12 protein-coding genes and 1 other annotated feature are annotated in these 11,363 nt (G+C 37.9%); of the genes, 4 read left to right on the top strand and 8 right to left on the bottom strand.

Going from position 1 to position 11,363, the window contains the following annotated elements; all coding sequences use genetic code 11:
* Positions 1 to 224 precede the first annotated feature (224 nt).
* From ADI86_RS10435 to ADI86_RS10415, 5 genes are all read right to left on the bottom strand, one after another.
* Positions 225 to 635: a DUF5301 domain-containing protein gene (locus ADI86_RS10435; protein ID WP_049532957.1), complete on the bottom strand. Its 411-nt coding sequence runs from the start codon at positions 633 to 635 to the stop codon at positions 225 to 227.
* A gap of 307 nt (positions 636 to 942) precedes the next feature.
* The gene (gene rpmA, locus ADI86_RS10430; protein ID WP_000916509.1) at positions 943 to 1,236 is read right to left on the bottom strand and encodes a 50S ribosomal protein L27; all 294 of its coding nucleotides are present in this window, start codon (positions 1,234 to 1,236) and stop codon (positions 943 to 945) included.
* A gap of 16 nt (positions 1,237 to 1,252) precedes the next feature.
* Positions 1,253 to 1,597 carry a ribosomal-processing cysteine protease Prp gene (locus ADI86_RS10425; protein WP_000613694.1) on the bottom strand — a complete coding sequence of 115 codons (345 nt, stop codon included), beginning with the start codon at positions 1,595 to 1,597 and terminating at the stop codon, positions 1,253 to 1,255.
* Positions 1,598 to 1,612: 15 nt separating this feature from the next.
* Positions 1,613 to 1,927, bottom strand: a complete 315-nt coding sequence (gene rplU, locus ADI86_RS10420) for a 50S ribosomal protein L21 (protein WP_003007734.1) — start codon at positions 1,925 to 1,927, stop codon at positions 1,613 to 1,615.
* A gap of 36 nt (positions 1,928 to 1,963) precedes the next feature.
* Positions 1,964 to 2,051: a sequence feature (ribosomal protein L21 leader region), on the bottom strand.
* Between the two features lie 58 nt (positions 2,052 to 2,109).
* A complete protein-coding gene (locus ADI86_RS10415) occupies positions 2,110 to 2,802 on the bottom strand; it encodes a YoaK family protein (RefSeq protein ID WP_049532956.1) in 693 nt (230 codons plus the stop codon).
* A gap of 153 nt (positions 2,803 to 2,955) precedes the next feature.
* Here ADI86_RS10415 and ADI86_RS10410 point away from each other — a divergent pair, with 153 nt between their 5' ends.
* The 3 genes from ADI86_RS10410 (at position 2,956) to ADI86_RS10395 (ending at position 6,266) form a co-directional block, all read left to right on the top strand.
* Complete coding sequence (locus tag ADI86_RS10410) at positions 2,956 to 3,933, top strand: Gfo/Idh/MocA family protein (RefSeq protein WP_049532955.1); 978 nt, start codon at positions 2,956 to 2,958, stop codon at positions 3,931 to 3,933.
* Positions 3,930 to 5,012, top strand: a complete 1,083-nt coding sequence (locus ADI86_RS10405) for a DEAD/DEAH box helicase (RefSeq protein WP_049532954.1) — start codon at positions 3,930 to 3,932, stop codon at positions 5,010 to 5,012. Before ADI86_RS10410 ends, ADI86_RS10405 begins: the two co-directional genes overlap by 4 nt.
* 828 nt (positions 5,013 to 5,840) lie before the next feature.
* The gene (locus ADI86_RS10395; RefSeq protein WP_241486556.1) at positions 5,841 to 6,266 is read left to right on the top strand and encodes a hypothetical protein; all 426 of its coding nucleotides are present in this window, start codon (positions 5,841 to 5,843) and stop codon (positions 6,264 to 6,266) included.
* A gap of 122 nt (positions 6,267 to 6,388) precedes the next feature.
* Here the strand turns inward: ADI86_RS10395 and tuf are convergent, their stop codons facing one another.
* Entirely contained in the window at positions 6,389 to 7,585 is a 1,197-nt protein-coding gene (gene tuf, locus ADI86_RS10390) for an elongation factor Tu (protein ID WP_001040722.1), read from the bottom strand.
* A 206-nt stretch (positions 7,586 to 7,791) separates the two neighbouring features.
* Entirely contained in the window at positions 7,792 to 8,901 is a 1,110-nt protein-coding gene (locus ADI86_RS10385) for an AI-2E family transporter (RefSeq protein WP_049532952.1), read from the bottom strand.
* Between the two features lie 102 nt (positions 8,902 to 9,003).
* Between ADI86_RS10385 and pbp3 the strand changes: the two genes are divergently transcribed.
* A complete protein-coding gene (pbp3, locus tag ADI86_RS10380) occupies positions 9,004 to 10,245 on the top strand; it encodes a D-alanyl-D-alanine carboxypeptidase PBP3 (protein ID WP_049532951.1) in 1,242 nt (413 codons plus the stop codon).
* 124 nt (positions 10,246 to 10,369) lie between these two features.
* Here the strand turns inward: pbp3 and ADI86_RS10375 are convergent.
* On the bottom strand, positions 10,370 to 11,363 hold a 994-nt coding region (locus tag ADI86_RS10375), incomplete at its 5' end, for an ISL3 family transposase (protein WP_049532923.1).

Genomic DNA, 11,363 nt, shown 5'->3' with positions numbered 1-11,363 from the left:
CGCGTTTTTCTCATACTAAATGCTAGGTGGTGAGAAACTGGAAGTTAGTTTTAGAAGTTACCTCAAATTCCAATGAAGAGTCTAACAACCCAATACAAGAATTAGAATAATGTCTTTTTCAGTCCTCATTTTGGTTCAAACAAATAAAAACAGCAAATCTTGTTGATTTACCGTTTATAATATGATGCAAGAAAAGCCTCTAACATTTTCTTTTGTCCTATAAATCAACTAGAAAAAAACTCTTTAATCCTATTGGCTATATCTGGACTTACTTGCCAAATACCAGCATAAGGTTGCTCAATATACTGTCTTTTCTTCTTAGTATATAGATAGACTACACTATCCTTTTCTTCATTCTGATGATAAAACTTGATAATGATATAATCTTTAACATTTGTCGGTTGATCATTTACACTCTCCAAAGAGGTAGATTTTGACTGTCTCTGTATCTCCTTAATCAATTTTGAAATTTCTTCTCTCTTGTTGATAGTTTTAATATCTTCAGAGGTTTTTTTCTGCAGAGAAATTACAGAAATAGTTTCAGGTTCAGGAAGAATAAGTTTTTTCTTACTGACACAAGCAGATAGAACAAGAAAAGAGATTGAACAGACTATCATGGTGATAAGCTTTTTCATACAGGTTCACTCCTTTCCATATTCCTGCTTACTTACTCAGATACAATTATAATATCAAATCTTAGCAATTTTTACAATATCTTATTCCCTTATAAAATTCATTATTGTAAAAGTTTTACATTCAACGTAAAATAAAGTAGCTGATAAATTCGCTTCTTACATTGGTTTTTAAAATATGGGTATCAGCATGGGTATCAAAACAAAAAAATAGGCTCTCCGAAAACTCGGAAAGCCTTATTTAATGCTACTTCTAGCTTCCTCGCCTTTAGATTTCAAGGCTCGGAATAAAAAGGTTCACTGGACCTTTTTATTTTGCGATTGGGTAAACAGAAACTTGTTTTTTATCGCGTCCTTTACGTTCAAAGCGTACTACGCCTTCAACTTTAGCGAACAAAGTATCGTCTCCACCACGTCCAACGTTCACACCTGGGTAAATGTGTGTACCACGTTGACGGTAAAGGATTGATCCACCTGTTACTGTTTGTCCGTCAGCTGCTTTAGCTCCAAGACGTTTTGCTTGTGAATCACGTCCGTTTGATGTAGAACCTCCACCTTTTTTGTGGGCGAAAAGTTGCAAGTTGTTAAGAGTCATTTTTAACATAATGTTTTCCTCCGTGTTAGTTTTCTGTGATAACTCTGGTTTGGACGAACTCTGAAGAGTTCTCCGATAAGTTTGCCATACCTAAGAAAAATGATTCAAAGAATAACTGGGTCATTTCTCTCTGGTGTGAAGGAAGATCTTTTGGAATTTCAACCATCAGATAGCCACCTTCATCTTCGTTTAATTCTAGGATTGGTTCATAGCCTGCAAATTTCTCAATGGAATTGATAAAGTTAATGGCAAGCGTAGAAACCGATGCACACACGACATCAAAGCCGTATTCGCCACTCTCGGCGTGTCCAGTAATTTCCGCACTCCTCAGCTCGCCATCTTCGGCTCTCTCAAAGACTGCCTGTATCATGTGTTCTCCTTAAAATTAAGCGTTGATTGCGTTGATGACAACTTTAGTATATGGTTGACGGTGACCTTGTTTACGGTGGCTACCTTTTTTAGGTTTGTACTTGTAAGTAACAACTTTCTTTTGTTTTCCTTGTTTTTCAACAGTTCCAACTACAGTAGCTCCAGAAACAAGTGGAGTTCCGACAACAGTGTTTTCACCACCAACAAGAACAACTTCGTTAAAAGTAACTTCTTGACCAGCTTCAACGTTCAATTTTTCAACGTAAACTGCTTGACCAACTTCAACTTTAACTTGTTTTCCGCCAGTTTTGATAATTGCGTATGTGCTCATTATGCACCTCCTATGATTTTTATGGGTTTCCCCGAATTTTTTGTGAAGACTCGCCTAGCATCGTGGGACGAACCACTTAAACTTGAATAATCAAGCAACGATGTTCGTGCGGTTGCACAGGAACGTGCATAGTCAACTCTTCAAGTATAGCATATCTCCTATTTTCTTACAAGTAATAACACCTAAAATGAAGCTTTTTCTTTTACTTTTTTCCGCCACGAGGCAAAAAGCATACTGAGGTAAAAAATGCTCATCATAATAGGAACACCAAGAATAGTTTTTTCATTATAGAAAATCGTCAAATAGGCTGAAAAGACAACGCCAAGTACAAAACTACTAAGCAGGCTTACAAAGATAATCCCTTCACGTAAAAATGGTGTGTGCTTGGTCCTAAAATAATCCCCAAAAGCCAACATGGTCCGTTTGATGTTCCCCGTCATAAAAGCATTATTATAAGCAATCCCCGATACTTCACCAAAGGCAGTTGTCACCAAGCCCATACAAAAGGCTAAGGGCGGTACTAGATAGATATTATCTACAATTTGCGGCACAAAACCAATAATGATTGATAAGATTGCTAAAGGAAACAATGACAAAATTGGCTTTTTCACAATTCTCAATTTTTCCTTATAAACAGTTAATAAAAAGACCCCCATCATAAAAGCTAGCAAGGTGAGAACCTTGTCCCTAACATCTGAAACATTATTTTGGATTAATTCTACTGAAAGAAAGACTACATTCCCAGTTTGTCCAGCTACAAGAGTATTCCCTCGCACAATAAAAGTATAGGCATCTACATAACCTGCACAAAAAGTCAAAAAAAGCGCTAGCCTCTTAGACTGACGTGATATTTTTCTTATAGGTAATAATCTCATTTTCCCTCCCATTTCATTTACTCATCTCATTATTGTACCACTTTCTTTGGAAAAGTCCTAGTAGCTTATTTGAAATTTTTCACCCTCTGTTGGATAGTCCCGTCTATCTATGTTATAATGAAAGAAGGATTTGAAATCGGAAAAGGAGTATTTATGCTAAAATTAGGTGTCATCGGAACAGGCGCTATCAGCCATCACTTCATAGAAGCAGCCCATACCAGTGGAGAATACCAGTTGGTCGCAGTCTATTCTAGAAAACTAGAAACTGCAGCAACCTTTGCTTCTCGCTATCAAGATATCCAGCTCTTTGATCAATTAGAAGACTTAGTCAAGAGCTCCTTTGATGTGGTCTATATTGCTAGTCCAAACTCCTTGCATTTTGCTCAGGCAAAAACTGCATTATCTGCAGGTAAACACGTCATTCTTGAAAAGCCAGCTGTCACTCAGCCACAAGAATGGCTGAATTTGATTCAAACAGCTGAAAAAAATCACTGTTTTATCTTCGAAGCAGCTCGGAATTACCATGAAAAAGCTTTCACTATCATCAAAAACTTTTTAGCAGACAAACAAATTTTGGGAGCAGATTTCAACTATGCCAAGTATTCTTCCAAGATGCCTGACTTGTTGGCTGGACAGACTCCCAATGTCTTTTCAGATAGTTTTTCTGGTGGAGCTCTTATGGATTTGGGGATTTATCCCCTCTACGCTGCCGTTCGTCTCTTTGGAAAAGCTAAGGATGCAACCTATCAGGCTCAACAGCTTGACAATAGTATTGACCTGAATGGAGACGGAATCCTCTTCTACCCTGACTATCAAGTTCATATCAAGGCTGGAAAAAACATCACTTCCAATCTCCCTTGCGAGATTTATACGACAGATGGAACCCTGACGCTCAACACAATTGAGCATGTTCGCTCGGCTATTTTTACCGACCATCAAGGAAATCAAATCCAACTCCCTATCCAACAGGCTCCTCATACGATGACTGAGGAAGTCGCTGCATTTGCACACATGATCCAGCAACCAGATCTGAATCTCTACCAAACTTGGCTGGAAGATGCAAGTTCAGTTCATGAGCTACTATATACCATGCGCCAGAGTGCTGGCATTAGATTTGAGGCAGAAAAATGAAAAACAAACTACCGACTGAATGGCAAGAACTGAGTGACCAACTCGGTTTCCAAGAATTCACTCCCATTCAAACCCAACTATTTGAGCCCCTTCTTGCTGGAGAAAACCTCCTAGGGGTGAGCCCAACAGGAACTGGTAAGACCCTAGCTTACCTTCTACCAAGTCTTCTCAGACTACAAAAGAAAAAAGCCCAACAACTCTTGATTCTAGCACCAAATACAGAGCTTGCTGGACAGATTTTTGATGTATGTAAAACGTGGGCTGAAGCTATCGGCTTAACTGCCCAACTCTTCTTATCAGGCTCGAGTCAGAAACGCCAGATTGAACGCCTTAAAAAGGGGCCAGAAATTCTAATTGGAACCCCAGGCCGTATCTTTGAACTCATTAAACTGAAAAAAATCAAGATGATGAATGTGGAAACCATAATCCTGGATGAATTCGACCAATTGCTAGATGATTCTCAGATACACTTTGTTGAGAAAATCACTCACTACGCACCTCGTGACCACCAACTCGTCTACATGAGTGCGACGACCAAGTTTGACCAAGAGAAGATTGCGCTTAACACACGTACCATTAATCTTTCTGACCAAAAATTGGACAACATCCAGCACTTCTACATGCAGGTGGATCAACGTCACCGAGTGGACATGCTACGAAAATTAGCTCATGTTGAGGATTTCCGCGGTCTGGTCTTCTTTAACAGCCTATCAGACCTTGGAAGTTCAGAAGAAAAACTACAGTATCGAGATATCTTGGCTGTTTCCCTCGCTAGTGATGTCAATGTCAAATTTAGAAAAGTCATCTTAGAAAAGTTTAAAGACAAGCAACTAACCCTGCTTCTTGCAACTGACCTTCTAGCACGTGGAATTGATATCGATAGCCTCGAATGTGTCGTAAACTTTGATGTCCCAAGAGATATCGAAACCTACACTCACCGCGCTGGCCGTACTGGCCGTATGGGTAAGGAAGGTTATGTTATCACTCTCGTAACCCATCCTGAAGAACTCAAAAAACTCAAGAAATTTGCAAGTGTACGAGAAATTATCTTGAAAAATCAAGAACTCTATGTAAAATAAATCCCTCATTGAGGCTGGGCAAAAAGTCTTTAAAATCAGAAAAATGCATCATATCAGGTGTGCAAAAAACTTGATATGATGCATTTTATTGTGAGAAGATTTACTTCATTTTCTCCTAAAATTGAGTTTTTATCTAGCCTCTTTTTTGTAAAATTACATAGTATTGTAGTAAAAAGTGAACTGCACCCCAAAAGTCAGACAGAAAAAATCTAAGTTTTGGGATACAGCTCACTTTTCCATTGCTATTATTTGAACGAAAGATTTTTCTTTTGCAAAATATAAGGTGTTTCATATCAGCGTTTTAAAACTATAGAAAAACTCTCCAACTATTTTATTATACCATATAAATTAATAAATAAATAGACTTGTTTTTTTATTTTTTTGATGTATACTAATAATAGAAAGCGCTTTAAATTAAATAAAAGGAGGTTTTATGAGGAAAGTAAATAAGGACATTTTATTCTTAACCGGAGTCATAGTTTTATGTTTTGGTTTTTTATTATTTCACATCAACCCCTATTATGCCGGACCCGATGAGACACTGAAAGGCAGAATAAATTTATTCTTTTGGCATCTATATTGGAGACCTATAGGAACTCTCAGTATCCTTTCGGGTTGCATTATGACTTTCAAAGGATTGAAAAAATAATCTTTTGATCATGAAGAAAGGAAACTTTTTCTTATTTAACTGAAAATATTGTTTTATCTGTACTATCAAGTCTATTATTCTTAGTCACAACATCTACGGTTTTTGCTAATGTCTATCCTGGCACAAATTATGAAATTGTATCTAATCGTGTTGTAAAAGATATCAACACAGGAGAGTTATTGTCATTTTATACGACTGAACTTATAGACGCCTATTTAGAGTCTAAATCTACGTATCAAACTCGTTCTAATGAAACTGGTGTTGCAGACTATAGAACTAGCTACTCTCACTCTTATAAGAGTAGCGCTACATCAGGAGCTCTAAGTTCAACTGCTTATGGTGGAAAAGTTGGAGCTACCCTAACTTTAAGTGCAGGTGTTGGCTTTTCTGCTCCTGAGTCTGGGGCTGGACTTAGTTTAACTCACTCAGTCTCCCATAACATACCACCCTACACTTATGGTTATATTAGACTAAAAGCATCTTACACAGTAAATGTTCGTAAATTAGAAGTTAGATACTTAGGCACCAACAAATGGGTTCCAGCTGGTGAAACCTCTACTATATCGAATGTTAGCGTTTGGAGCGAACTAGTCACTTGGAAATAACTCATTAGATAGATCTGGACTTTACCAGGTCTATCTTTTTATTTTTTAAAGAAAGAACCTTGCAAAGCAAGATTCTTTCAATGTCTGACTTAAATAATTGTTCTTCTGGGAACTAAATCGAATTAAGCTTCGATTTCTGTAACCATACCTGAACCAACAGTACGTCCACCCTCACGGATAGAGAATGTAGTACCTTGTTCTACGGCGATTGGGTGAATCAACTCAACGTCGATTGTCACGTTATCACCAGGCATTACCATTTCAGTACCTGCTGGAAGTTCGATTGAACCTGTAACGTCAGTAGTACGGAAGTAGAATTGTGGACGGTAGTTGTTGAAGAATGGAGTGTGACGTCCACCTTCTTCTTTAGTAAGGATGTAAACTTCACCTTTGAATTTAGTGTGTGGGTTGATTGAACCTGGTTTAGCAATAACTTGTCCACGTTCGATTTCGTCACGTTGAACACCACGAAGAAGGACACCTACGTTATCTCCGGCAAGACCTTCGTCAAGTTGTTTACGGAACATTTCAACACCAGTAACAACTGCTTTTGAAGTTTCTTCTTTGATACCAACGATTTCGATTTCATCGTTGACACGAACAGTACCACGGTCAATACGTCCTGAAGCAACTGTACCACGTCCAGTGATTGAGAATACGTCTTCGACTGGAAGAAGCAATGGTTTGTCAGTGTCACGTTCTGGTTCTGGAATGTACTCATCAACAGTAGCCATCAATTCCATGATGATGTCTTCAAATTTAGAGTCACCTTCAAGAGCTTTAAGAGCTGAACCTTGGATAACTGGAAGATCGTCACCTGGGAAGTCGTATTCTGACAAGAGGTCACGGATTTCCATCTCAACCAATTCAAGCAATTCTTCGTCGTCAACCAAGTCAATCTTGTTCATGAAGACGATAAGGTGTTTAACACCAACCTGACGTGAAAGAAGGATGTGCTCACGAGTTTGTGGCATTGGTCCGTCAGTTGAAGCTACTACAAGGATAGCTCCGTCCATTTGAGCGGCACCAGTGATCATGTTTTTAACGTAGTCCGCGTGTCCTGGAGCGTCGATGTGAGCGTAGTGACGTTTTTCAGTTTCGTACTCAACGTGCGCAGTGTTAATTGTGATACCGCGTTCGCGTTCTTCTGGAGCAGCATCGATAGACGCATAGTCTTTAGGTTGGTTAACTGATGAAGGCAAGCGACGTGCCAAAACAGTTGTGATAGCTGCAGTTAGGGTAGTTTTACCGTGGTCAACGTGTCCGATAGTACCAATGTTAACGTGTGGTTTACTACGATCGTATTTTTCTTTTGCCATTTGAGTAAAAGCCTCCAATAAAATATATTTTATAGATAGACAGTAGGCAATACAGTCTAACTTTCCTTACTATTTTATCAAATTTTAGCTAAATTGCAAGTGTTTTACAAAGTTTTTGTGAATTATTCTTAATCGGCTAATCTAAACGACACTTATACTCCTATCACTTAGCTAAACAAAAAGAAAAATCAGGGGTTTCCTGACTTTTACTTAGTTAATTCTCTTTCTCGTTCTTTCATTATTTTATGATTTTCATACAAACGTGATAAGAACTTAGAAATTTCTTTTAAGATAGAATAGGTTGGTACTGCGACAATCATACCAATGACACCATAGATATTACTGGATAATAAAAGTAATACTAAAATCGTAATTGGATGAACCTTCATCACACCGCCAACGATTCGAGGGTAGAGGATATTCCCATCCACTTGTTGAATAATCAGCATATAAACAACTGCAATCAGCATTCTATGAGGATCAGTAAAGACATTTGCGATAATCATCGGAATCAGACCTATACTTGGTCCCACATACGGAATGAGATTGGCTAATCCTGAAAAGATAGCGAAAACCAAAGCATATTTCAAACCAATAACACTGTATCCGATAAAGGCCAAACAACCGATAATAATCGCATCAATTGCGACTCCACTAATGTATCGAGCAATTGTCGCATTCAAATTTTTTAGCAAACCTGCAATATGCAACTTATCTCTCTTTAAAACAGTACGCTCAAGCATCGGCAAAAATTTGTTACCATCTAACAAAAAATAAACCAAAAACACAGGGGTCATAATAATAATCAAAACGGTACTAAAGAGAGCTGATAGAACACTTCCAACACTATTGGTAACGCTATTTAGGATATTTTGTAAAATATCTACATAGGATAGATTTAATTGTTGAATAGTCGCTTGAATATCCAAATTTTGAAAGGCTGGATAAGTAGATAAATCCATAATCAAATCTTGTAAACGACTATAGATAGTCTGGCTAGTCGCAATCAAGCTGGTCAACTGATTGACCAAAATCGGTAAGAGATAGACTATCCCAATAACAAGCCCCCAAACCAAAGCACACAAGGTTAGTAGAATACCAATAATACGATTAATTTTGAAATACTTTTGTAAAAAATTTACAATAGGATTGGTCAAATAATATAAAAAGCCACTCAATAAAAATGGAATCATGATGGTGTTCGCTACGCTTACAAAAGGCGTGACAATAGCCCCCATCTCTCTCCATAAATAAAAAATGATTGTTACTAATAAAATCTCACTGGTCCAAAAAAATAATTTATTCTTACGAAACATGAGCTACCTCCATTCATCTATTTTACCATACTTTCAAAAAAGCTTCTTTCTTCTATCATGAAACTGGGAATATTTTTTTCTTTATGTTAGAATAAACTTACTATGAAAAAAATCATTTTTACTCTCTTAAGTCTATCCGTAATTGGGGCAGCATCTACTGTTGCTGCCCAAGATTTTAATATTGCTGCTAAACATGCGATTGCTGTTGAGGCCAATACTGGTAAAATTCTATATGAGAAAGATGCAACTCAACCTGTCGAAATTGCTTCTATAACAAAACTACTTACAGTTTATCTTGTCTATGAGGCTCTAGAAAATGGAAGTATCACACTATCCACCCCAGTAGATATTTCTGATTATCCTTATCAATTGACGACAAATTCTGAAGCCAGTAATGTTCCCATGGAGGCCCGTAATTATACTGTCGAAGAGTTACTTGAAGCAACTCTGGTATCTAGTGCCAACAGCGCCGCTATTGCCCTAGCTGAGAAAATTGCTGGCTCTGAAAAAAACTTCGTTGATATGATGCGGGCCAAACTCCTGGAATGGGGAATAAAAGATGCCACTGTTGTCAATACAACTGGTCTGAACAACGAAACTCTTGGAGATAACATTTACCCAGGGTCTAATAAAGATGATGAAAATAAGCTCAGTGCCTATGATGTCGCTATCGTTGCCCGTAATCTCATCAAAAAGTACCCACAAGTCTTGGAAATAACGAAAAAACCTTCTTCTACTTTTGCTGGAATGACAATCACCTCTACCAACTACATGTTAGAAGGTATGCCTGCTTACCGTGGTGGTTTTGATGGACTGAAAACAGGAACAACAGATAAGGCTGGAGAATCTTTTGTTGGTACTACTGTCGAAAAAGGCATGAGGGTTATCACCGTTGTTTTGAATGCAGATCATCAAGATAATAATCCTTACTCTCGTTTTACAGCTACATCTTCCCTAATGGATTATATTTCTTCTACATTCACACTTCGTAAAATCGTTCAGCAAGGCGATGCCTATCAAGATAGCAAAGTCCCTGTACAAGATGGAAAAGAAGATACGGTCACTGCAGTGGCCCCAGAGGATATCTATCTAATTGAACGTGGTGGGAATCACTCTTCCCAATCTATTCAATTCACACCTGATTCTAAAGCAATCCTCGCACCACTTGAAGCTGGAACAGTGGTTGGCCATTTAACTTATGAAGACAAGGACTTGATCGGTCAAGGTTACATTACCACAGAACGTCCTAGTTTCGAAATGGTAGCAGAAAAGAAAGTTGAAAAAGCCTTCTTCTTAAAAGTTTGGTGGAATCAGTTTATCCGATTTATCAACGAGAAATTATAAAACATACTGGGTAAAATATTGCTTCAAAGTAGAGACAGAGCAAAATAAGCTTTAAAGTCAAAAACGCATAGCATCAGGTATTAAAAACTTGGCTCTTTGTCAACTGTAGTGGGTTGAAAAAAAGCTAATCTCGAGAAAGGACAAATTTAGTCCTTTCTTTTTTGATGTTCAGAGCGATAAAAATCCGTTTTTTGAAGTTTTCAAAGTTCCGAAAACCAAAAGCATTGCGCTTGATAAGTTTGATGAGATTATTGGTCGCTTCTAATTTGGCGTTGGAATAGGGTAACTGAAGTGCATTGACAATCTTCTCTTTATCTTTCAAAAATGTTTTAAAGACAGTCTGAAAAAGAGGATGAACCTGCTTCAGATTGTCCTCGATGAGTCCGAAAAATTTGTCAGGTTTCTTATGTTGAAAGTGAAAAAGCAAGAGTTGATAGAGATTATAGTGGTGTTTCAAGTCTTCTGAATAGCTCAAAAGCTTATCTAAGATTTCTTTATTGGTTAAGTGCATGCGAAAAGTAGGGCGATAAAAACGTTTATCGCTGAGTTTCCGACTATCTTGTTGAATGAGTTTCCAGTAGCGCTTGATAGCCTTGTATTCATGGGATTTTCGTTCAAACTGATGCATGATTTGGACACGCACACGACTCATAGCACGGCTTAGATGTTGTACAATATGGAAACGATCTAGAACGATTTTAGCATTCGGAAAAAGCTGTTTAGCCAAGTCATAATAAGGACTAAACATATCCATAGTAATCATTTTCACCTGACATCGAACGGCTCTATCGTAGCGAAGAAAGTGATTTCGGATGACAGCTTGTGTTCTTCCCTCAAGAACAGTGATGATATTGAGATTATCAAAATCTTGAGCAATAAAGCTCATCTTCCCCTTAGTGAAGGCATATTCGTCCCAGGACATAGTCTTTGGCAGACGAGAAAAATCATGCTCAAAGTGAAAATCATTGAGCTTGCGAATAACAGTTGAAGTTGAAATGGCCAGCTGATGGGCAATGGCGGTCATAGAAGTTTTTTCAATCAACTTTTGAGCAATCTTTTGGTTGATGATACGAGGGATTTGGTGATTTTTCTTTACTAGAGGAGTCTCAGCGACAGCC

It is taken from the genome of Streptococcus pseudopneumoniae, assembly GCF_001074975.1.
Lineage (GTDB): Bacteria > Bacillota > Bacilli > Lactobacillales > Streptococcaceae > Streptococcus > Streptococcus pseudopneumoniae_D.
This window is presented reverse-complemented; position numbering and strand designations above follow the sequence as displayed.

What these genes read in the sequence shown, in the direction of transcription:
- rplU (WP_003007734.1), bottom strand. Translation starts at nt 1,927, where the DNA reads ATGAGCACATACGCAATTATCAAAACTGGCGGAAAACAAGTTAAAGTT.
- ADI86_RS10415 (WP_049532956.1), bottom strand. Translation starts at nt 2,802, where the DNA reads ATGAGATTATTACCTATAAGAAAAATATCACGTCAGTCTAAGAGGCTA.
- tuf (WP_001040722.1), bottom strand. Translation starts at nt 7,585, where the DNA reads ATGGCAAAAGAAAAATACGATCGTAGTAAACCACACGTTAACATTGGT.
- ADI86_RS10435 (WP_049532957.1), bottom strand. Translation starts at nt 635, where the DNA reads ATGAAAAAGCTTATCACCATGATAGTCTGTTCAATCTCTTTTCTTGTT.
- ADI86_RS10410 (WP_049532955.1), top strand. Translation starts at nt 2,956, where the DNA reads ATGCTAAAATTAGGTGTCATCGGAACAGGCGCTATCAGCCATCACTTC.
- pbp3 (WP_049532951.1), top strand. Translation starts at nt 9,004, where the DNA reads ATGAAAAAAATCATTTTTACTCTCTTAAGTCTATCCGTAATTGGGGCA.
- ADI86_RS10425 (WP_000613694.1), bottom strand. Translation starts at nt 1,597, where the DNA reads ATGATACAGGCAGTCTTTGAGAGAGCCGAAGATGGCGAGCTGAGGAGT.
- rpmA (WP_000916509.1), bottom strand. Translation starts at nt 1,236, where the DNA reads ATGTTAAAAATGACTCTTAACAACTTGCAACTTTTCGCCCACAAAAAA.
- ADI86_RS10385 (WP_049532952.1), bottom strand. Translation starts at nt 8,901, where the DNA reads ATGTTTCGTAAGAATAAATTATTTTTTTGGACCAGTGAGATTTTATTA.
- ADI86_RS10405 (WP_049532954.1), top strand. Translation starts at nt 3,930, where the DNA reads ATGAAAAACAAACTACCGACTGAATGGCAAGAACTGAGTGACCAACTC.